Here is a 21,024-nt window from a genome sequence, read left to right as displayed (position 1 = left end):
CCCAATGGAGACGACTGATGCCCAATAAGCTTCCCACCCTCCCAATTCCGCAAGCTGCGGGCATCGGTCTTCGCTCGCCGCACATTGCTGAAATGCTGAGCCGCCGCCCGTCGGCGGGTTGGCTGGAGGTTCATGCCGAAAACTACATGGGCGGTTCTGCTGCCGTCGCCGCGCTCGAAAATCTGCGTGAGACCTACCCCCTTTCTGTTCACGGCGTAGGGCTGTCTCTCGGCAGCGCTTCCGGCGTCGACCGCGACCATCTGGAACGCATGCGCAAGGTATGCGTGCGCTTCGAACCCGATCTTGTTTCCGAACACCTCGCCTGGAGCGGCGCCGATGGCGCCTACCTCAACGACCTGTTGCCGCTCCGTTACGACGAAGCAGCGCTCGCGATCGTCGCCAACAATATCAGGCTCGTTCAGGACACTCTGAAGCGCCGCATCCTGATTGAAAATCTCTCTGCCTATATCGAGTTCAGCGGTTCGACGATGACGGAGGCCGAGTTCTTGGCCGAGCTTGTGAAGCGCACGGGATGCGGTCTGCTTCTCGACGTCAACAACGTCTACGTTTCCGCCCACAATCTCGGCTTCGACGCGGCTGCGTTCATCGAGGTGCTGCCTGCCGAGGCGATCGGCGAGATCCATCTGGCGGGCCATGCCGTCAACGACGTTGGCGATGACACGGTCCTGATCGACGACCACGGCTCGCGCGTGCCGCCCGCCGTGTGGTCACTCTATGCCGGCGCGATCGAGAAATTCGGCCCACGCCCCACGCTGATCGAATGGGATACCGACGTGCCCGTGCTCGACGTGCTGCTGGGCGAAGCCATGTGGGCGGATATGCTTGCCGCTTCGATCGCCTTCCGCAAGCGGCAGGATTCCCTTCCTGTTTCCGCGCCGAAGCAGTCCGCTCCAGGCATCGTCGTTCCGTTCGAACGCGATGCACCGCGCGGCCAGATGCCGGTGCTTGCCGCTTTCGATGCGATCAAGCCGGCGCGCCTCGCTGCAGACCGTGACGTCAGGAGGAACCGCCATGCTGCCGCTTGAGCACCTGCAGAACATCATCGCGCAGTCCGTGCTTGGCAACCCGCAATTCGGCCTTTCGTCGCTCGTTTCAGCGGGCCGCGCCGATCCATGCCGACGGCTGCGCATCTATCAGAACAATACCCGCGCCTCGCTGACAGCGACGCTGATGGCCGTATTCCCAGTCGTCGTTCGCATGGTCGATGAGCGGTTCTTCCGCTATGCCGCAAGCGAGTTCATTCGTCAGCATCCCCCCAGCGAGCCAAGGCTGGTGCGCTACGGCTCCGACTTCCCGCGCTTCCTCGGGGCCTTCGAAGGTCTGGCTGAAATGCCCTTCGTCGCGGAAACGGCGCGGCTTGAATGGGCGATCGCCGAGGCGCTTGATGCGGCATCACTGCCGGCCCTGAACCTGGCGGCACTGGATGGCGAAGCCTCTAGCTCGACCCTCGAACTGATGCTCCAGCCATCCTTGCGCCTCGTTATGTCGCATTGGCCGGTACTGTCGATCTGGTCGGCGCATCAGAACGGAGGCGTTCCGGATCAAGCTGATGTCTGGCAGCGAAAAGCCGAGCGCATCGCGCTCTGGAGGCACGGCGACAATGTACGCTTCGCGCGCCTCACGAGCGCCCAGTTCTCGTTCCGCCATTCTCTGAAAAAGGGCCTCGGCCTGGAGAGGGCCGTTTCACGCGCCCTCACGCACGAACCGATGTTCGATGTCCTCGGCGCCCTCGTCAGCCTGTTCGGCGAAGGCTTGGTGACCGGCATCGGCTTCGACCACCCGCAGTAATCGAAAATGGAGAGATCAATGAGCGTGACCCGCGAAATGCCTTCAACCAGTGGCCGCAGCCTAGCCGCCGCCTACCGCAGGGCTCTGAACCTGGCGGGCAGCATACCCCTTTCTCTCGTTCAGTTGGCGGCTCGCGTCGCGGTCGCCCACGTGTTCTGGCAATCGGCGCAGACCAAGCTCGCTTCCTGGCCGGTAACGCTACAGCTTTTCGCGTTTGAATATAATCTGCCGCTGATCGACCCGGCGCTGGCGGCCTCGCTCGCGACAGCCGCCGAAATCATCGGCGCCGCATTGCTTTTCCTCGGCCTGTTCTCGCGCCTCGGCGCGCTGATGCTGCTCGGGGTAGTCGCGGTGATCCAGATCTTCGTCTATCCGGGACACTGGGGCGAACACCTCATGTGGAGTTCGCTGCTGCTGCTCATTTTGGCTCGCGGTGCAGGCGTCGTATCGTTGGACTATCTGGTCGACGGCTATTTCCGTCGCGGAGCGTGAACAATGCTGCGGCAATCCAGCGAAGAAGTGATGATCTTGGCAGAATTGGAAGCGACGCCGGCCAAAACAGATGTGCTTCCACCGCGCCGGCCGCGGGTCGTCATTCTCGGCGCGGGCTTCGGCGGCCTCAACGCAGCGCTCGGGTTGCGCAACACGCCGGTCGATATCACTGTCGTCGACCACCGCAATTATCATCTGTTCCAGCCGCTGCTTTATCAGGTGGCGACGGCCGGCCTATCTCCGGCGCAGATCGCCACGCCGATCCGGCACGTCCTCGCCAGCCAGAAGAATGCAACCGTCCTGATGGAAAAGGTGGAGGGCGTCGACACCGCTGCGCGGACTGTGCTGACCGGCAGCAGGCGAATTCCCTACGATTACCTGATCATCGCCACCGGCGCCCGCCACGCCTATTTCGGTCACGACGCCTGGGAAGCAAATGCTCCCGGCCTCAAGACCATAGGCGACGCCACCGAAATTCGCGCCCGCATATTGAGCGCGTTCGAAAAGGCAGAAGTGACCGACGATCCGGCTCTTCGTGAAAAACTCCTTACCTTTGTGGTTGTCGGCGGCGGACCCACCGGCGTCGAACTCGCGGGCGCTATCATCGAACTCGCGCGCAAGGCGATCGTTCGCGATTTCCGCAACTTCGATTCCTCGACCGCAAGGGTTGTACTTGTCGAGGCCGACGAACGGCTGCTCACCGCATTTCCGGAGAAGCTCTCGCAATCGGCCAAATCGCAGCTCGAAAAGCTTGGCGTCGAGGTCAAGCTCGGCGCCGCGGTTACGGAGTGCGACGACAATGGCGTCGCGCTCGCGGATGGGCAATGCGTCGCTTCAGCCTGTGTGCTCTGGGCTGCCGGCGTCATGGCCTCGAGGGCGGCGAAATGGCTGGACGTCGCGGCCGATCGCGCCGGCCGCGTCGTTGTCGACGAACATCTGCATGTGCCCGGCCGCGAAGGCGTCTATGTCATCGGTGATACCGCTTCGGTAAAGGGCAAGGACGGGCGTCCGGTTCCGGGCGTCGCCCCTGCCGCGAAGCAAATGGGCAGCTATGTGGCAGACCTCATCAAGGCGCGACTTGCGGGGCGGACGGCAGAACCTTTCCGCTACGCCGACTACGGAAATCTCGCCACAATCGGCCGCAAGGCCGCCGTCGCGGATTTGGGACCCATCCAACTGAGCGGTTTCCTAGCCTGGCTGCTCTGGAGCTTCGCGCATCTGTGGTTCCTTGTCGGTTTCCGCAACCGCACCGTTGTCTTCCTCGATTGGGCTTGGGCCTATGCAACATTTGACCGCAGCGCGCGACTCATTACCGAACGCCGCGACCGGTAGGTGCCGCCTGCCGCGCATAGCGCTTGGGCGGGCGATGACGGCGCTGCTGCTCATGGCGGTCATGTCGACGGCTGCATCGGTGCATATCATCTGGGAGCGCACGGCAACCCGCAATGTCGAGAAGATCGTCGCCAGCCTTGGCGCCCAGAGTGCCGATTCTGTCCGCGGCGAATTGACATCAACGCTGGCCGTCGTGGCAGGCACGGCCGAGATTATCCGCTCGATCCTGTTCCAAGGCACGATCAAGGCCGATGACGAGGTCAGACGCGAATTCCTGTTCCTGTCGCTGCTGCGTGAACAGCGCGCAATCGGCTGGATCGGATTTGGCTTCCCCGACGGACGGTTTTTCGGCTCGCACGCGGCGGCCGGCGGCAAGATCGAGATGGTTGAAATCGGCCCGGGCATGCGGGGGAAGCCGCGCCCGTTGCGCCGTGATATCTATCATCCCATCCCCGGCGATGTGATGTTCGAAGAACGCATCCACGGCGAGACCGCTTACCTAGCGCTCGGTGCGCCCTGGTATCGCCGGGCGATGGACTCGACGGAACCTGTCTGGAGCGTGATCGACGTCCTGCCCAATGGCTTCGAGCCCTCGGTGGTTGTTTCAAAGCGGGTCGAGCTCTATGGCAGGTACCAGGGCGTGGTCATGGTGGCCGTGAGTTTCGCCAATTTGTCGCAGGCGCTGAGTGGTCTGCAAGTATCAGGTCACGGCAAGACGTTCGTGCTGGGCGGTAGCGACAAAGTACTGGCTGCATCGGATGCGCCCGGCGGTCCTATGCCTGCTCATCTTCGCGATTTTCCAAAGAGCGATGCGCTTGCCGCCGCGGTGGGCGACGCCATTTCGATGATGAAAGGGAACGAATTTCGCACGCTGGTTGATGGTGGCGAGATCGGCCCGGTCTACGTCTCGTCGTTTGCGCTCCCATTCGAACAATGGCGGCTCCTGACCGCGATACCGCGCTCCTCCTTCGCGGAAGAGATCGACCGCAACACGCGTCGGGTGCTGCTGGTGGTCGCCGGGCTGGTCGTGCTGGCAGCGGCCACTGCCGTGCTCTTTTCGAACCTGCTTTTCGCCAGGCCAATCCGCCAGCTTGCCGCGCAGCTCCGTGAGATCGAACGGTTCTCGCTCGACCAGGTGCGGCATGTTCCGACATTCCTGGCCGAACTCAATGATTTCTCGGAGGCGCTGAAGCGCATGGCGGTCGGGTTGTCGGCTTTCGCCAAATACATGCCGCTCGACGTCGTCCGGCCTCTCGTCGCGGGCGGGCTTGAGCCTGCGCCCGGCGGTAGGCTCGTGGAAGTGACGGTGATGTTTGCCGATCTGCCGGGCTTCACCGAACTCACCGAGCGGCTCGGCCCCGATGTCCAGCCGCATCTCACCAACTTTCTCACGCTTGCAGTCGAAGCCATTCATTCCGAAGGAGGCACCGTCGACAAGTTCATTGGCGACGCCGTCATGGCCATCTGGAACGCACCGACAGCCGTGCCGGATCACGCACGCCGCGCATGCAGCGCTGCAGCCGCGATCCGGGCCGCGATGCATGCGCTGCCCGCCGTTTCGCCGGACCACAGCGACATACGGGTGCGAATTGGCATCAATACCGGCACCGCGATTGTCGGCAATGTCGGATCGGCCGAACGGCTGAGCTATACGGCCATCGGCGATACGGTCAATCTGGCAAGCCGTCTCGTTGGCGTCGCCAAGGAACACGGCGTCGAAATCGTGCTCAGCGACATGACGCTTGCGCAGACAAGCGGCCAGATCGCCGCGCAGCCACTTGGCATCACCAATGTTCGCGGGAAGACAGTCCCGGTCCTGATACACACGCTCGCAACTTGAACAACCGCTGCGGCCATGGAGTATGGTCATGGAAATGATGACTTTGACGTTCGCAATGCTTTTCTGCCTCCAGCTAAAGCACTTCATTGCCGACTATCTGCTCCAGCCCGGCTGGATGTTGGGCGGAAAGGGCGATCTGCGCCGCGTCGGCGGCTATGTCCACGCGGGCTTGCATGCGCTAGGCTCCTTGCCGGCCCTTCTCATCGCCGGGCTCGAACCCACCGCAATCGTCCTGCTTTCTGCCGCGGAATTCACGGTCCACTACGCGACAGACTACACCAAAGCCGGGCTGTCCGGGCGCAGCCATGCTGGCCCCGACACACGGACATACTGGGCCCTGCATGGGGCTGACCAGTTCTTGCACCAGCTCACCTATGTCGGCCTGATCGTCGCTGCGCTCGCTTAGAGAGAGGAATTTGAGGCAGGACAACGAGGCATGCCTCGGAGATACTGAGACGCCCAACATTGATGCGGCGGCACGAGCTTTCGACGAGCGATGAAAGTTATTGCGGCACGCTGCGCATCGACGTGGAAAGTCCGCCTCTCCATCATATTCGTAGACAATGTCCGGAAGTTTGGGGGACAGGACCACCGTAGGCGAATGCCAAATGACAACGCAAACAGACAGTTACGACCGTCGGTCGGCAAACTGATGCAAGCCGTTGAGACTTTGATTCAGGCGCTTTGCGCGCTGGCGGTGTGTCCCAGCGCCGCGAAGACGGTGCGCACGATACCGGCGGCATCAAGCCCGGCGTCGGCATACATCTTTTCGGGCTTGGCGTGATCGACAAAAGTGTCGGGCAACACAAGCGGGCGTACCTTCAGGCCGTTTTCCAGCAGCCCTTCATGGGCGAGGAATTGCAGCACATGGCTGGCGAAGCCACCGACCGCGCCCTCTTCGACTGTTACCAGCACTTCGTGCGAGCGCGCCAGCCGCCGGATCAAATCCTCGTCGAGCGGCTTGGCGAAACGAGCATCGGCGACCGTGGTGGAAAGCCCTGCCGCGCCGAGCTCCTCGGCCGCAGCCAGGCAATCCTGCAGCCGCGTGCCGAACGAAAGCAGTGCAACCTTGGTGCCTTCCCTGACGATACGGCCCTTGCCGATTTCGAGAACCGAGCCACGCTCCGGCAGGTCGACGCCGACGCCGTTGCCGCGCGGGTAACGAAAGGCGATGGGGCCTTCATCGTAGCTTGCCGCCGTGCGCACCATGTGTCGCAGTTCCGCCTCATCCGCCGCGGCCATGACGACGAAACCGGGCAGCGTCGCCAAAAAAGTCGTGTCGAAGGCGCCGCAATGGGTCGCCCCGTCGGCCCCGACGAAGCCGGCGCGATCGATCGGGAAGCGCACCGGCAGTTTCTGGATCGCCACGTCGTGGACGACCTGGTCGTAGGCACGCTGCAGGAAGGTCGAATAGATCGCCGCGAAAGGTTTGAAGCCTTCCGTGGCAAGGCCGGCGGCAAAAGTCACCGCGTGCTGCTCGGCGATACCGACATCGAAGGTCCTCGACGGGAACGCCTCGCCGAAGAGGTCGAGGCCGGTGCCGTTCGGCATGGCGGCAGTGATGGCGACGATGCGATCATCTTCGCGGCCTTCCTGGATCAGGCTTTCGGCAAAGACTTTCGTGTAGCTCGGCGCGTTGGCCGGCGCCTTGGCCTGCGCGCCGGTGATGACGTCGAATTTGTTGACGCCATGATATTTGTCGGCGGCCGCCTCGGCCGGTCCATAGCCCTTGCCCTTCTGGGTCACGACGTGGATCAGCACCGGACCGTCGGCATTGTCGCGGACGTTCTTCAGCACCGGGATCAGGTGCTCGAGATTGTGACCGTCGATCGGGCCGATGTGATAAAAACCCATTTCCTCGAACAGCGTGCCGCCGGTGACGTAACCGCGCGCATGCTCGACCGCCCGCTTGATGGCGCGATCGGCGCGCTCGCCGAGATAGGAGGTCAGCTTCTTGCCGAAATCGCGCAAGCCCAGATAGGCCTTGCCCGACGCCAGGCGGGCCAGATAGGCGCTCATCGCCCCGGTCGGCGGAGCGATCGACATGTCGTTGTCGTTGAGGATGACGATCAGCCGGGCATCGAGCGCGCCGGCATTGTTCATCGCCTCATAGGCCATGCCGGCCGACATGGCGCCGTCGCCGATAACGGCAATGACATTGTTGCGGCCCCCGGAGAGATCGCGTGCCATTGCCATGCCGAGGCCGGCGGAGATCGAGGTCGAGGAGTGGGCGGCGCCGAACGGATCGTATTCGCTCTCGGCGCGCTGGGTGAAACCGGACAGGCCGCCCTCTTGCCGCAGCGTGCGGATACGGTCGCGGCGGCCGGTCAGGATCTTGTGCGGATAGGCCTGGTGACCGACATCCCAGATCAGCCGGTCGTCTGGCGTGTTGAAGACATAGTGCAATGCCACCGTCAGTTCGACCACGCCAAGCCCGGCACCGAGATGTCCGCCGGTATGTGACACGGCATCGATCAACTCGGTGCGAAGCTCCGATGCCAATTGCGGCAGATGACGTTCGTCAAGCGTCCTGAGGTCGGCCGGGATGCGGACCTTGTCGAGAAGTGGCGTATGGAGCTTTGCGTTCACTGGTGCTGTGGCCTGCTTTTTATTCATCTGCGAAATAGGCTGCTGGCCGGCGAATGTAAATGCGTGCGAGTGACGCGGCATAGCTTCAAACTGTTAGGGTTTCGTTTACGCGTCAAAAAGGACGCGCGGCGCTCTAAAGCGCGTCGCGTTCGACCGACCTGACGCGACGCGCTTTAGGTTGTTGTTTTATGCATGTCGTTATCGCAAAACCGCTGCACACTTTTGCGCGACATGCATTAATTGTCCGGCAGCGGAATGAACTCTTCTTCATCCCCCGGAACGATATCGAAACGGCCTGTCTTCCATTCTTCTTTCGCCTGTTCGATGCGTTCCTTCGACGATGACACGAAATTCCACCAGATGTAGCGCTTGGAGCCGAGCGAGGCGCCGCCGAACAGCATGAAATGCGCTCCACCCTCCGACGACACGACGATCTCGTCGCCGGGCCGGAACACCAGCAGCCGCTCTGCCGGGAAGCGGTCACCGGAGATCGAAACCTCGCCTTTCAACGTATAGATGGCGCGCTCCTCGGCATCGGCAGGGATTTTCACGCTGGCGCCGGGCGCCAGGCTGAGGTCTGCATAGAGCGTGTCCGAAGCGGTCACGACCGGTGACCGCAGCCCGGCAAACGCGCCAATGACAACGCGCCCGCTGACGCCTTCAGCGTCGATTTCGGGCAGACGCATGGCCGCGGTATTCTCGAAGATCGGGTCGACCTCCTCTTTATCGTCCGGCAGCGCCAGCCATGTCTGCAGGCCGGAAACCGACATCGGCGCACCGCGCAGCTCCTGCGGCGTACGCTCGGAATGGACGATGCCGCGACCGGCGGTCATCAAATTCACGTCGCCGGGCTGGATGACCATTTCGGTGCCGAGCGAATCGCGATGCCTGATCTTGCCGTCGAACAGGTAAGTGACCGTCGACAGGCCGATATGGGGATGCGGGCGGACATCAAGCGCCTGGCCGGCCCGCAAAATCGCCGGTCCCATGCGATCGAAGAAGATGAACGGACCGACCAGCCGACGCCTGGCGGTCGGCAAGGCACGGCGAACCTGAAAGCCGCCAATGTCCTTGGCGTTCGGAATAACCATCAGTTCGATCTGGTCGCTGGCGAAGGCGTCACCGGGCAGAGGGTCGTTTCCGGGAAAGAAGCTCATGCGGTCTTCCTCAGGCGAAGCGGAGTGCAGACCTGGCTTTCGCCTTGGCCGCCACCTCGTCGCGATTGCGCGGATGCTGTGTCGTCTCGAGGCTGTCCAGCAATTCGCGCGCAGACGCGGCTATGGCCTCGACGGCGTGGTCGAACGCATGCTGGTTCTGTTTCGACGGCCGTGTCGTTCCGCTCAGCTTGCGGACAAACTGAAGTGCGGCATCGCGGACCTCGTCATCGGTTGCCGGCGGATCGAAATTGAACAGGGTCTTGATGTTTCTGCACATCGTTCGCAATCTCCTCTCGTCCTGGAGCCGTTTCAAGCGGGATGAGTATTATCCTCAATCATGATCATGTCGAAAAGCCGCACGGCGAAATTGTCGTTGGAGACCGTGCTTTACTCCGCATCCAGCGGCTCGGTCCCCACCGGCTTGCCGTCGCGCGAAAGCCTGATCTTCTCGACCTTGTCCTCGGCCGCCTTGAGCAGCCGGTCGCAATGGAGTTTTAGCGCCTCGCCACGCTCATAGATGCGAATCGACTGGTCGAGCGGCACGTCGCCGCGCTCCAGATCATCGACGATTTTCTCCAGCGCGTCGAGCGCCTGCTCGAAGCTCATCGCCTTGACGTCTTCGTTGCTCTCACCAGCCATCGTCTATCCTTTCATCAGTCGCCCGACATGGGCGGCGACCGAAAATGCCAATCCCTGCAGATCGTAGCCGCCCTCGAGCATGCTGACGAGCCGGTTGTCGCTGTGGCGACCGGCGCGCTGCATCAACTGGCCGGTTGCCCAGTCGAAATCGTCCTCGGTCAGGTTGATCTCGGCCAGCGGATCGCGGTGGTGCGCGTCGAAGCCGGCGGAAATGATGATGAGGTCGGGCGCGAAATTGTCGAGCGCCGGCAAGATCCGCGACAGGAAAGCGTCGCGGAAAACCTCGCTGCCGGTCTGCGGCGCCAGCGGCGCGTTGACGATGTTGCCGGCGCCGGTTTCGCTCACCGCCCCGGTCCCCGGGTAAAGCGGCATCTGGTGCGTCGAGCAATAGAGCACCGACGGATCGTCCCAGAAAATATCCTGCGTGCCATTGCCGTGGTGGACGTCCCAGTCGACGATGGCAACACGCTCGGCCTGGTGCTGCCTTTGCGCGTAGCGCGCCGCGATCGCCGCGGTGTTGAACAGGCAGAAGCCCATGGACGTGGTCTTTTCGGCGTGGTGGCCGGGCGGCCGGGCGGCGACAAAGACATTGGCCACGTCGCCCCGAAAGACATCGTCGACGGCGGCGTTGGCAGCGCCAATCGCCGTGACGGCCGCCTGCCAGCTTTTCGGGCTGGCGGTGGTGTCGGCGTCGACACGAGCGATACCGGTGTCCGGCATCAAAGCGCGGACCCATTCGACGAATTCCTGCGGGTGTGCGTAGAGGATGGTGGCCTCGTCGCCTTCCGGCGCCTCGGCACGATCAAGGGCCGCAAAGGCCTCGTCGTCGAGCACGCGCTCGATGGCGCGCAGGCGGTCCGGCCGCTCCGGATGACCGGGCGGCGTTATATGCTCGAGGAAGATCGGGTGGGTATAAAGCCTTGTGACCATGCCCCCGATATAGGCGCGCCCGGCGGCTTTGACCATGTTTTGCAACCGCCAAAGGCAGACGTTCAACAGAGTTTAGGCGTTGGGTGCTGGTTGGGTCCGGCGGGAGCTGCCCGAATCTTGAGGCGCGCTTCGCCCGTCCCATTCGAGATCGCGCCTTGCCTTTGGTGGTCTTGATACAGGCTCAGGCCGGCGATTTGTCCACCTCAGCCGGTGCTTGTGGACGGCCAATCCTGCGGCCTTGCCTGAGCAGTCCCTCCAAAAGCACGTTGAACGCCTTCACCGCCTTTTTCGACGTCGCTTCTGGATTTTCCGAATTTGCGATCCACTGCGCGGCATGTAGCGAGGCGCCGCTGACCAGCCTTGCTGCGGCTTCGGGATCAACGGCAACGATGGTTCCCTCGTCCCTCAGCTTTCGAAGGTTCTCGCTCATCGAGCGGATGCATTCGTTCTGGCTCGGCCATTGCGAAGGATCGCCGAGCACCGCCGGTCCGTCGCGAAGGACAATACGCTGGATCTCCGGCTCCAGCGCCATCTCGATATAGGCGGTGCATTCGTCGACAAAGCCCTGCCAGAGAGTGTCCGCCCTGACTGACACGATCTTCAACCGGGCCAACATCTCGGCGTCGATCTCGGCGATAACCGCCTGGAGAAGGCCCTTCTTGTCGCCGAAGTGATGATAAAGCGCGCCGCGCGTCAGCCCGGCCGATGCGGTGAAGTCGTCCATCGAGGCCTCGGCATAGCCGACAGTGCCAAAGGCATGGCGCGCCGCCGCGACCAGTTTGGTGCGGGTTTCGGCGATCATCTCCTTGCGAGGTTTGTGCCCCATTCGCCCATTCCTTCACATACGTCTCGTATATTAATTGACATACGCTACGTATGTCATTATCTGATTTGCATACGCCACGTATATAAGTGGCTGGGCCTCAAAAATCCAGGAGTGTTCTCATGCCCAATCCCTATCGCGAAATCTTCAAGGCAAGGGGAGCCAAGGGCTTCGCCGCAGCCGGCTTCGTTGCCCGGATGCCGATGGCCATGGCTCCGATCGGAATCGTCGCGATGCTGTCGCAGACGCATGGCGAGTACTGGCTGGCCGGGGCCGTCTCCGCGACATATGCGCTGGCCAATGCTTTTGTCGCGCCGCAGATATCGCGGCTGGTGGACCGCCTCGGCCAGGCGCGGATTGTGGCGCCCACCACCGTTATTTCCGTGCTCGCCTTCGTAGTGCTGATTACGGCGGCCAATCAGGACTTGCCGATATGGACACTGTTCGTGTCAGCGCTGCTGGCCGCCGTAATGCCCAGCATCCCAGCGATGGTGCGCGCGCGCTGGACAGAGCTCTTCCGGGATCGCCCCGAGATGAACACGGCGTTCGCCTTCGAATCGGCGGCGGACGAGCTGGTCTACATCGCCGGGGCTTCGCTGTCGGTTGGCCTGAGCGTCGCGCTTTTCCCGGAAGCGGGAATGCTGGCGAGCACATTGTTCCTCGCCTCCGGCTCGACAGCCCTCATCCTGCAGCGCTCGACCGAGCCGCGCGTGCGACCGGTCGACCAGGGTTCGCGCGGATCGGCAATCCGCCTGCGGCCGGTCCAAATCATCACCTTGGCCCTGATCTTCATCGGCGCGACCTTCGCAACCACGGAGGTGAGCACCGTGGCGATCACCAAGGAGCTCGGCCAGCCGGGCGCCGCCAGCCTCGTCATCGGCGTCTATGCCCTCGGATCGTTCGTCGTCGGCATCGTCCTCGGCGCTCTGAACCTGAAAACACCGCTGCAAATTCAGCTTGCCATCGCGATCGCCATCATCGCGCTCACCACGCTGCCGTTGCTTGTCGCAGACACGGTGCCGCTTCTGGCGCTGGCTGTCTTCGTTAGCGGTGTGGCGATCTCGCCGACCTTCATCACGGCATTCGGCCTGATCGAGCGGCGCGTGCCGGAGGCGATGCTGACCGAGGGCGTGACCTGGGTCATGACCGGCATTGGCATCGGCATGGCGCTCGGCTCCTTCGCCGCCGGATGGGTGGTGGACGCCTTCGGTGCACAGAGCGGCTTCCTGGTGTCGGTGGCGGCGGGCACTGTCGCGCTGGTCACCGTGCTCGCCGGCCAGCGCAGCCTTGCCACGGGCGATAGTGACATCTCCGCGCGCGAAACAGCCGCGGTTCCTGCCGAATAGACTCCATGCGTCCGGTGCCAAGCGGGACCGGACGCATGCCGGCGATCCGCTAAACCAGTCCTAGAGAATCTCGGTCTTGGCGATGTGGATGCCGAAACCTTCAAGGCCGACATAGTGGCGTTCGCGCGAGGCGATCAGGTTGATCGAGGAAATGCCCAGATCCTTCAAGATTTGCGCGCCCAGGCCGATCTCGCGCCATTCGCTTTCGCGGCGGCGCGCCTCTTCATGGTCCTCGCGGTCGCCGGCAGCCGGCCGGTTGCGCTCCTGATGGGCGACGCCGACGGAACCTTCGCGCAGATAGACGATGACGCCGCGCCGACGCTCGCCCATCGATTTCATGATGCCGTCCAGCCTGTGGCCGGTGCCGAAAACGTCCGTCACAACATCCTCGGAATGCAGTCGCACCGGCACCTCCTCGCCGTCGCGGATGTCGCCGAAGACGATCGCCACATGGTGCATCGAGTCCCAGGGCAGCGTGTAGGTGAAGACCTGCGCCTTGCCGCCGGGCGTGTCGATCTCCGAACAGGCGACACGCTCGACCAGCGTTTCCTTGCGCTGGCGATAGGCGATGAGGTCGGCGACCGAAATCTGCTTCAAAACGTTCTTTTCGGCGAAGGCCTGCACCTGCGGGCCGCGCATGACGGTGCCGTCATCATTGACCAGCTCGGAAATGACACCGACCGGCGGCAGGCCGGCAAGCTTGCACAAATCGACCGCGGCTTCGGTATGGCCCGAACGCATCAGCACACCGCCTTCGCGCGCAATCAGCGGAAAGATGTGGCCGGGGCGGACGAAATCGGAGGCGCCGACATTGCCGTTGGCAAGATTGCGCACGGTCAATGTGCGGTCGTCGGCCGAAATGCCGGTCGTGGTGCCGTGCTTGAAATCGACGCTGACGGTGAAGGCGGTGGTGTGGGCCGAGTCGTTGTCGGCGACCATCGGCGACAGGTTGAGGCGCTTGGCCTCCTCGCGCGGCATCGGCGTGCAGACGATACCAGAGGTATTGCGGACGATGAACGCCATCTTTTCCGGCGTGCAATGGACGGCGGCGACGATCAGGTCGCCCTCGTTCTCGCGCCCGTCATCGTCCATGACGACGACAATCTCGCCGCGTTCGAAGGCGCGCAGGGCTTCGACGATCTTCTTCTGGTCGTAAGGCATGGACGCTCGCTTCGCTCTCGCAGGGGATAGGGCAGTAAGGCAGTAGGGCAGTAAGGGATTAGGGAAAAGGAAAAAATTGGCTGCTTCGGCGGGATAACATACTGCCCTACTGCCCTACTGCCCTACTGCCCTCTCCTCTCCCTGTCTGTCCCCGATGACGCAGATAGTGATCGGCGATCGCGCAGGCAACCATCGCCTCGCCGACCGGCACGGCGCGGATGCCGACGCACGGATCGTGCCGGCCCTTGGTCATGATCTCGACGTCGTTGCCGTCCTTGTCGATCGACTTTCGCGGGGTCAGGATCGACGAGGTCGGCTTGACGGCGAAGCGCGCGACGATCGCCTGGCCGGTGGAGATGCCGCCGAGGATGCCGCCGGCATTGTTGGACAGGAAGACCGGCTTGCCGTCATTGCCGATACGCATCTCGTCGGCATTTTCTTCGCCGGCGATGCGGGCGGCCTCGAAGCCGTTGCCGATCTCGACACCCTTGACGGCATTGATCGACATCAGGCCCGAGGCAATGTCTTGGTCGAGCTTGGCGTAGATTGGTGCGCCCAGGCCTGCCGGAACGCCGTCGGCGACGATCTCGATTACCGCGCCGACCGAGGAACCCGCCTTGCGGATGCCGTCAAGATACGCGGTGAAGACGGCGACCGATGCCGGATCGGGCGTGAAGAATGGATTTTCGGCGTCGCCAACGAAATTCCAGTTCCAGTTGGCGCGGTCGATCGATTTTTCCCCCATCGAGACCAGTGCGCCGCGCACGATCATGCCGGGCACGACCTTGCGGGCCAAGGCTCCGGCCGCCACCCGCGCCGCTGTCTCGCGGGCCGAAGAACGGCCACCACCGCGATAGTCGCGCAGGCCGTATTTGGTGTCGTAGGTATAATCGGCATGACCCGGCCGGTACTGGCGGGCGATCTCGCCATAGTCCTTGGAGCGCTGGTCGACGTTCTCGATCACCATCGACACCGGCGTGCCGGTGGTGATCATGGTCTCGCCGTCGTCATCCAGAATGAAGCCGGACAGGATCTTGACCTCGTCTGGTTCGCGACGCTGCGTCACAAAACGCGATTGACCCGGGCGGCGCTTGTCGAGTTCGGCCTGGACCTCGGCGCGCGTGAAGCGGAGGCCGGGCGGACAGCCGTCGACGACGCAGCCGAGCGCTGGGCCATGGCTTTCGCCCCAGGTGGTGACGCGGAAAAGATGGCCAAACGTATTGTGAGACATGAAAACCAGCCCTGCCGGCACCGAGCCGGCTTAGCGCATGACCCCGAAAATCGGAGCGATTTTCGGGAAGGATCATGCGCAAAATCAAAAGTGCCACAGCGTCGTTTCTGCGTCAGGACGCGCGGCGCCGTAGCTGCGTTCTATTGGCGTTTTCCGCAGCGGTCAAACTGTGATCTGGCGGATTTAGTTTTGACACATTCGGTTGGTTTCTGCTTCCCTCGACCCGTCTGTTGAACACCGTCTGTTGAACACCCGCCGCCACTGTGCCGGCGCAATGATAAGAGGACGATGATGCGTATCCCGATCGGCGCCGTTGCCGCCATGTTGCTGATTTCCACCGCCGCCTTTGCCGGCCAGACCGAAGGCCTGATCAAAGAGATCGACAAGGAGACGTTGACGCTGACACTCGACGACGGCAAATCCTACAAGCTGAACGCCGAAACCGATCTCGAAGCGCTGAAACCCGGCATGGACATCGTGATCGCCTACGACGAGACAAACGGCGAGAACATCATCACCGACATGCAATTGCCGGATAGCGATTCAACCGAATAGACTCATTCAGTCTGGGCGGTGCTGGCTATTCTCGCGAGCAACGCGACCAGTTCCGGCTGGCTATGGGTCTCGGTTTTGGCGAAGACGGCTTTCAGGTGCTTCCTGGCGGTTTCGTAAGTGACTCGCAAGTCACCCGCGACGGCCTTCAACTCTGCCCCCAATGAAACCCGGCAAGCCAGTCTTGCCTCGGCTTGCGGCGTCCGGCTGAACTTAACCTCTCACGGGGTGAAGTCGCTAAATTCGGACGGCAGGACTGCATTCTCACCAATTTCTAACCTGAATCTCTCGTATCCTTAATAGCGGGTCCTCTATGGTTGCTCCGTGCTGAAACGGCGTCGCGGAAATGTTGCGCCGATCTGCGCGAGCCATCCTGCACGGTGGCCTTCTCTGCCGCGAAGGGGGTATTCTTGAATCCGATCGGTTTCGGGTTCTCAACGCCGATGGACACCGATGGGCATCAGGTCTCGCATTCTTGTATTTCAGCTCATTGTTGTGGGGGCAGTCGTGATTATGGCGGCTATCGTCTACATCACCATTCGCTCGACAACCTACTACACACAGCGCGTGCAATGGGCCAACAACCAACTGGAAGCCGTCACCGCGCTTACGGTCAACGCCAACCGATATTCTGAGCAGATCGCCGAGTTCCTGTTAATTGGCGAACCGGAGCGTCCCGACTACGAGAGCGCCCGCGCCGAACTTGAGGCCGGATTCGAAAAGCTCGCGGAGCTGACCAGGGGAGAAGCCGAGTTTCTCGGGGGCAGCAGCGAACAGGAGGACGGCGGTGACGAGATCTTCCGCGTCACGCGGATGCGCACGCTCTACGGAGAAATCGCCAAAGCCACCTCTGACGCAATCAATCTTCGCAACCAGGGGCGCCAGGAGGACGCGGTCAGCGTTTTTCGCCGGGACATCGAGAATCGTTTCGATGCCGAGTTCGAAAACATCCTGGAAGCCGCGCGGCGCGACGAAGAGGAAGAGGTTGTGCGAACCGAACTGCAGGCGGAAGCACTGTGGCGACGCCTGACCTGGATGACGGCCGCGCTTGCATTGGCTGCTGTGGTTCTCTGCTTTGTTGCTGCTTTCCTTCTCGCCCGATCATTGATGCGCCCGATCAGCCTGCTGACCGAAGGCACAGAGGCGATCAGTCGTGGTGATCTCGACCACCGGATCGCCTTCGATGGCCGCGACGAACTTGGTGCGCTCGCCAGGCGGTTCAACGAAATGGCCACGCATCAGCAAGACCAGCGCGACCGGCTGCTCAATGCCAAAGCAGAACTCGAGCAGCAAGTTGCCACACGGACGGCAGAGCTTGCCGCGGCGAACCAGCGGTTGACGGAGCTCGACCGGTTGCGCGTCCAGTTCCTCGCCGACATCAGCCATGAACTGCGCACTCCACTGACGGCGCTTCGCGGTGAAGCGGAAATTCCGCTGCGCCATGGTTCAAAGCCAGAGGCAGTGTACCGCGATGCGCTCGAACGGATTGTCACTCAGAGCCTGGAGATGGGACGCCTCGTCGACGACCTCGTTTTCCTTTCTCGTTCGGAAACCGATACAATACGTTTCGAGCCCCGCCGAACGGACCTCGTGAGCATCGTCGCCGATGCGGTCCACGAGGGCGAAATCCTGGGGCGCGCCAAGGGCATCTCGATCAAGGCGGCCTACAGCACCCGTCCGGTCTGGATCACAGCCGACGCGCAACGTCTCAAACAGGCTCTGGTGATAATTCTGGACAATGCCATAAAATATTCTCCGCGCGATCGCTCGGTGAACTTGAGCATGACCGTTATGGACGGGCATGCGGAGATTGCGATACGCGACAAGGGTTTGGGCATTCCAGCCGAGGAAATACCCAAGGTGTTCGAGCGATTTTACCGTGGCCGAAGCCCAAGGGCGTCGCGCCAACTTGGCAGTGGCCTCGGTCTGGCGATCGCGAAATGGCTCATCGAAAAGCATCGGGGCGAGATTGCGCTCACGAGCGAGGTCGGGTCTTTTACTGAGGTCGTGGTCCGGCTTCCACACGCTGACGCAACCGCGTCTGCCGATGCGAACGCAGGTGCCGCCGTGGTCGTTCTGAAAAAGAGGCTGCGTGCAAAAACCGGCTCGGAATAAACAACGACCTCCTTCGTTTCATGGATTACGATAGTTGAGGCGGGAGCTCGGCGGAATGACCGCGCCCACCGCGAGGCGGGGAATTCTCTGACTCCCCGCAATACGACCCGGGGAGAAGGTGGTGTAAATGTCAAGGATTCTGCTGGTAGAGGACGACGATCGCATCGTCGGCTTCATCAAGCGAGGGCTCGAAGCCGAGGGTTACGTTGTCGACGTGACCGACAGTGGCGGGGATGCGCTGGCGATGGTGCGGGAGACGCCATATGCGCTGATCGTTCTCGACCGAATGCTTCCAGGAATCGACGGCCTCGAAGTATGTCGCATGTTGCGGCGCGAGCAGCACCAGCATCTTGTCCTGATGCTCACGGCCAGAGACAGCCTGCAGGACAAGGTCGAAGGGCTGAAGGGGGGCGCCGACGACTACCTGACCAAACCTTTCGCCTTCGACGAGCTGATCGCGCGCATGGAGGCGCTGCTTCGCCGCGGCTCCAGCACCGGCACGGACCCAGTCCTCAGGGTTGGCGATCTGGCGCTTGATCCGGTCGGCAAGAAGGTCTGGCGCGGCGAACGCGAGATCAGCCTTACGGCCAAGGAATTCAGGCTTCTCGCGTATCTGATGTCGCACTCCGGCGCTGTGATCAGCAGAACCCGGCTGCTCAACAATGTTTGGGATCTGAGCTTCGACCCGGAAACGAAGGTGGTCGATGTCTACATTCGCTACCTTCGCAGCAAGATCGAAAGCGTGGACGAAAAGCCGCTCATAAAAACCGTGCGGGGCTTCGGCTACGTGATATCGGCTTGAAGCCAGCGGGTCACCGACGTTTTCAGGAAATAGGCAGTTCTCTCACCAAGCTCTAACCTGATGCTTGCCATAGTCTAATCCTGGCCTTCCCGAAATCTAGCCGGACTCCCACGCTGGTTTAGCCGCCGTGGTCATATGCTGCCACATGAAGATACCGACCCACCCCGAATGCGTGCGGAGGCGGCTGACTTCGCTCGGTCCTCAAGAAACCGGAAACTTCGACGTGATTGAGACTGATCAATTCGGAAAGCAGCTTGTTGCATTTCTTCCGAACCTGCGCCGTTTTGCGATTTCCCTTTGCCGTTCCCGCGATCTTGCGGACGATCTGGTGCAAGCGGCTTGCGAACGCGCGCTTGCCAACACCGAGCGCTTTGAACCTGGAACCCGTTTTGATGCGTGGTTGTTCCGGATCTTGCGAAATTTGTGGATTGACCACATCAGAAGGCAGCGCACGGCCGGGCCGCAGGAGGACATTGAGCAACGGCAGGACCTCGTCGGCGCCTGTGGCGAGCGAGATGTCGAAGCACGCTTTACCCTGAACAGCGTTGCCCAGGCGATCACCGACCTGCCGGACGATCAGCGCGAAATTATTCTCCTGGTCTGCGTCGAGGACCTTTCCTACAGGGAGGCGGCCGGCGTTCTCGGGATCCCGATCGGAACGGTGATGAGCCGGCTGGCGCGCGCCAGAAAAAATCTCGCCGAGGCAGTCGGAATAAATCCCGGCTTGCCACGTTCACCGGTCATGAAGGGCGAGAACAGAAATGATCAGATGCGAGTTTGCTGACGAAACGCTCATGGCCCTTGCAGACGGCGAACTCGACGACGCGACTGCCGCAGCCATCGAGAAAGCCATGCAACTGGATATCGCCAACCGGGTCGCCCTGTTCCTAGAAACCCGCATTCAGGTCAAAGAGGCACTGATGCCGGTTCTCGATGAACCCGTTCCCGAACGGCTCAGCGAGTCCGTGCAGCGAATGATCGACGAAGCCAGGTGGCGCAGCGTTCCATCGCACGCCAGCGGGGCCGCGCGTGTCGTTGCCTTCAGGGCGGGGGACAATCAGGCAATACGGCGCCCCCAGGCATCCTGGATCATGCCGCTGGCTGCTTCGCTGGTTGCAGTCGTTTTTGGGTTCGGCGGATATTTTTTTGGGTTTGCCAGCCAAAACCAGCCGCATGGACTTGAGGTGGCAGGGCAGGACAGCCCTCTTTCAGAGGCGCTCGGGCAGGTGGCGTCCGGCGAAGAAACCGTGCTGGCAGGCTCCACCGACAGGATCCGTGCCGTAGCCACGTTTCGCGATGGAACCGGTTCCTTGTGCCGCGAATTTGAAATCGATTCCGCCAACCGCTCGACCGTCATATCCGTGGCGTGCCACTCGGATAATGGTTGGGCGGTGAATTTTGCCGTCGTTGCGCCCGCGCGCGACGGCGGATATGCACCGGCCTCGTCTACGGAAGCGCTCGATTCCTATCTCGCGGCAACCGGAGCGCATGAGCCTCTGTCACGGAAAGACGAGGCGGCGGCGTTGAGATCGTTGGGCCAGTAGAAGGCGGGCCCGTGGGCATGCTTTTGGGCGACATGCATTAGAGCCACTCCAGGCGTCGGCCCTCCAGCCTGAGCAACCGATCGTGCGGCACATTCAGCCTTGCGGCTTCTTTCTCGGGCATTCCCAGCACCATACGGAACAGGACGCGCACGACGCCGCCATGCGTCACGCAGACCGTCCGGCGGTCCAGCGCGTCGAACCACGGCTTTACCCGTTCGAGCAGCATTTGATAGCTTTCGGCGCCCTCGCCGGGCGGCAGGAAATTCCACTTGTCGAGGCGCCTCTCCCTGGCCGAGCCGAGATGCCGGGCCTCAAGTTCGGGAAAGGTGAAACCCTGCCAGTCGCCGAAACTCATTTCGACAAGGCGGGGATCGGTGCGGTAAGCTTGGGGATCGAGCCCCATCGCCATGCGAATGCGTTCCATGGTCTCACGCGTTCGCCGCATCGGGCTGGCGACAAAATCGAAATCTTCGGGGTTTTGAACGAGTTCCGCCAGCCGATGGCCATTGCCGGTCGCCTGCTCGCGGCCGAGCGGGTTGAGATCGGTGTCGGCCTGTCCTTGCAGCCGGGACTCGGCGTTCCACACCGTCTGGCCATGGCGCGCGATGTAGACGAGCGGATACATCAGGTCATCCGGAGAGCGGTCGAGAACAGGCGAGAGG

Annotated in this window: 22 protein-coding genes; 12 read left to right on the top strand and 10 right to left on the bottom strand. The window is 62.1% G+C overall.

What is annotated here, in order from left to right:
• The first annotated feature begins 17 nt into the window (after nucleotides 1-17).
• Genes bufB through AC0L28_RS00740 form a run of 6 tightly spaced genes read left to right on the top strand, consistent with a single transcriptional unit; the run spans nucleotide 18 to nucleotide 5,879 of the window.
• Nucleotides 18-1,046: an MNIO family bufferin maturase gene (gene bufB, locus AC0L28_RS00765; RefSeq protein ID WP_473474987.1), complete on the top strand. Its 1,029-nt coding sequence runs from the start codon at nucleotides 18-20 to the stop codon at nucleotides 1,044-1,046.
• Nucleotides 1,033-1,809 (top strand): HvfC/BufC family peptide modification chaperone, encoded by a 777-nt coding sequence (locus AC0L28_RS00760; RefSeq protein ID WP_473474985.1) that lies wholly within the window; start codon nucleotides 1,033-1,035, stop codon nucleotides 1,807-1,809. Before bufB ends, AC0L28_RS00760 begins: the two co-directional genes overlap by 14 nt.
• A gap of 36 nt (nucleotides 1,810-1,845) precedes the next feature.
• On the top strand, nucleotides 1,846-2,301 hold the full coding sequence (locus AC0L28_RS00755; protein ID WP_473475383.1) for a DoxX family protein: 456 nt from the start codon (nucleotides 1,846-1,848) through the stop codon (nucleotides 2,299-2,301).
• Nucleotides 2,302-2,331: 30 nt separating this feature from the next.
• Nucleotides 2,332-3,633: an NAD(P)/FAD-dependent oxidoreductase gene (locus AC0L28_RS00750; protein ID WP_473475381.1), complete on the top strand. Its 1,302-nt coding sequence runs from the start codon at nucleotides 2,332-2,334 to the stop codon at nucleotides 3,631-3,633.
• Between the two features lie 34 nt (nucleotides 3,634-3,667).
• Complete coding sequence (locus tag AC0L28_RS00745; RefSeq protein ID WP_473474983.1) at nucleotides 3,668-5,473, top strand: adenylate/guanylate cyclase domain-containing protein; 1,806 nt, start codon at nucleotides 3,668-3,670, stop codon at nucleotides 5,471-5,473.
• 28 nt (nucleotides 5,474-5,501) lie between these two features.
• Entirely contained in the window at nucleotides 5,502-5,879 is a 378-nt protein-coding gene (locus tag AC0L28_RS00740; protein ID WP_128172038.1) for a DUF3307 domain-containing protein, read from the top strand.
• A gap of 269 nt (nucleotides 5,880-6,148) precedes the next feature.
• On the opposite strand, the gene dxs is transcribed toward AC0L28_RS00740, so the two are convergent.
• The 6 genes from dxs to AC0L28_RS00710 all read right to left on the bottom strand — a co-directional run bounded on the left by dxs (nucleotide 6,149) and on the right by AC0L28_RS00710 (nucleotide 11,614).
• On the bottom strand, nucleotides 6,149-8,089 hold the full coding sequence (dxs, locus tag AC0L28_RS00735; protein ID WP_473474981.1) for a 1-deoxy-D-xylulose-5-phosphate synthase: 1,941 nt from the start codon (nucleotides 8,087-8,089) through the stop codon (nucleotides 6,149-6,151).
• Nucleotides 8,090-8,298: 209 nt separating this feature from the next.
• Entirely contained in the window at nucleotides 8,299-9,219 is a 921-nt protein-coding gene (locus tag AC0L28_RS00730) for a pirin family protein (RefSeq protein WP_128167677.1), read from the bottom strand.
• Nucleotides 9,220-9,229: 10 nt separating this feature from the next.
• Entirely contained in the window at nucleotides 9,230-9,496 is a 267-nt protein-coding gene (locus tag AC0L28_RS00725) for a DUF2277 domain-containing protein (protein WP_023799339.1), read from the bottom strand.
• A 110-nt stretch (nucleotides 9,497-9,606) separates the two neighbouring features.
• Entirely contained in the window at nucleotides 9,607-9,858 is a 252-nt protein-coding gene (locus tag AC0L28_RS00720; protein WP_023799340.1) for an exodeoxyribonuclease VII small subunit, read from the bottom strand.
• A gap of 3 nt (nucleotides 9,859-9,861) precedes the next feature.
• Nucleotides 9,862-10,788, bottom strand: a complete 927-nt coding sequence (locus tag AC0L28_RS00715) for a histone deacetylase family protein (RefSeq protein WP_128167774.1) — start codon at nucleotides 10,786-10,788, stop codon at nucleotides 9,862-9,864.
• A 181-nt stretch (nucleotides 10,789-10,969) separates the two neighbouring features.
• Nucleotides 10,970-11,614 carry a TetR/AcrR family transcriptional regulator gene (locus tag AC0L28_RS00710; protein WP_287374741.1) on the bottom strand — a complete coding sequence of 215 codons (645 nt, stop codon included), beginning with the start codon at nucleotides 11,612-11,614 and terminating at the stop codon, nucleotides 10,970-10,972.
• Nucleotides 11,615-11,733: 119 nt separating this feature from the next.
• Between AC0L28_RS00710 and AC0L28_RS00705 the strand changes: the two genes are divergently transcribed.
• Nucleotides 11,734-12,957 carry an MFS transporter gene (locus AC0L28_RS00705; RefSeq protein WP_128167678.1) on the top strand — a complete coding sequence of 408 codons (1,224 nt, stop codon included), beginning with the start codon at nucleotides 11,734-11,736 and terminating at the stop codon, nucleotides 12,955-12,957.
• A 60-nt stretch (nucleotides 12,958-13,017) separates the two neighbouring features.
• On the opposite strand, the gene ribB is transcribed toward AC0L28_RS00705, so the two are convergent.
• Together ribB and aroC are read right to left on the bottom strand one after the other, a co-directional pair.
• The gene (gene ribB, locus AC0L28_RS00700) at nucleotides 13,018-14,118 is read right to left on the bottom strand and encodes a 3,4-dihydroxy-2-butanone-4-phosphate synthase (RefSeq protein ID WP_287061487.1); all 1,101 of its coding nucleotides are present in this window, start codon (nucleotides 14,116-14,118) and stop codon (nucleotides 13,018-13,020) included.
• 106 nt (nucleotides 14,119-14,224) lie between these two features.
• Nucleotides 14,225-15,349 carry a chorismate synthase gene (gene aroC, locus AC0L28_RS00695; RefSeq protein WP_473474977.1) on the bottom strand — a complete coding sequence of 375 codons (1,125 nt, stop codon included), beginning with the start codon at nucleotides 15,347-15,349 and terminating at the stop codon, nucleotides 14,225-14,227.
• Nucleotides 15,350-15,640: 291 nt separating this feature from the next.
• Here aroC and AC0L28_RS00690 point away from each other — a divergent pair, with 291 nt between their 5' ends.
• Nucleotides 15,641-15,904, top strand: a complete 264-nt coding sequence (locus AC0L28_RS00690; RefSeq protein ID WP_031254973.1) for a DUF1344 domain-containing protein — start codon at nucleotides 15,641-15,643, stop codon at nucleotides 15,902-15,904.
• Between the two features lie 2 nt (nucleotides 15,905-15,906).
• Here AC0L28_RS00690 and AC0L28_RS00685 read toward each other — a convergent pair whose 3' ends face one another.
• On the bottom strand, nucleotides 15,907-16,053 hold the full coding sequence (locus AC0L28_RS00685; protein ID WP_473474976.1) for a helix-turn-helix transcriptional regulator: 147 nt from the start codon (nucleotides 16,051-16,053) through the stop codon (nucleotides 15,907-15,909).
• A 361-nt stretch (nucleotides 16,054-16,414) separates the two neighbouring features.
• On the opposite strand from AC0L28_RS00685, the gene AC0L28_RS00680 reads away from it, so the two are divergent.
• The 4 genes from AC0L28_RS00680 to AC0L28_RS00665 all read left to right on the top strand — a co-directional run bounded on the left by AC0L28_RS00680 (nucleotide 16,415) and on the right by AC0L28_RS00665 (nucleotide 20,362).
• Complete coding sequence (locus AC0L28_RS00680) at nucleotides 16,415-18,016, top strand: sensor histidine kinase (protein WP_473474974.1); 1,602 nt, start codon at nucleotides 16,415-16,417, stop codon at nucleotides 18,014-18,016.
• Between the two features lie 127 nt (nucleotides 18,017-18,143).
• A complete protein-coding gene (locus AC0L28_RS00675; protein ID WP_023799350.1) occupies nucleotides 18,144-18,818 on the top strand; it encodes a response regulator transcription factor in 675 nt (224 codons plus the stop codon).
• A gap of 145 nt (nucleotides 18,819-18,963) precedes the next feature.
• Nucleotides 18,964-19,602: an RNA polymerase sigma factor gene (locus tag AC0L28_RS00670; RefSeq protein ID WP_473474972.1), complete on the top strand. Its 639-nt coding sequence runs from the start codon at nucleotides 18,964-18,966 to the stop codon at nucleotides 19,600-19,602.
• A gap of 10 nt (nucleotides 19,603-19,612) precedes the next feature.
• Nucleotides 19,613-20,362, top strand: a complete 750-nt coding sequence (locus AC0L28_RS00665; protein ID WP_473474971.1) for an anti-sigma factor — start codon at nucleotides 19,613-19,615, stop codon at nucleotides 20,360-20,362.
• A 37-nt stretch (nucleotides 20,363-20,399) separates the two neighbouring features.
• Here the strand turns inward: AC0L28_RS00665 and AC0L28_RS00660 are convergent, their stop codons facing one another.
• The gene (locus AC0L28_RS00660; protein WP_128172028.1) at nucleotides 20,400-20,987 is read right to left on the bottom strand and encodes a histidine phosphatase family protein; all 588 of its coding nucleotides are present in this window, start codon (nucleotides 20,985-20,987) and stop codon (nucleotides 20,400-20,402) included.
• Nucleotides 20,988-21,024 lie beyond the last annotated feature (37 nt).

This window comes from Mesorhizobium sp. WSM4847, assembly GCF_055811335.1.
The sequence above is the reverse complement of the archived record's forward strand: the minus strand, read 5'-3'. Positions and strand labels throughout refer to the sequence as shown.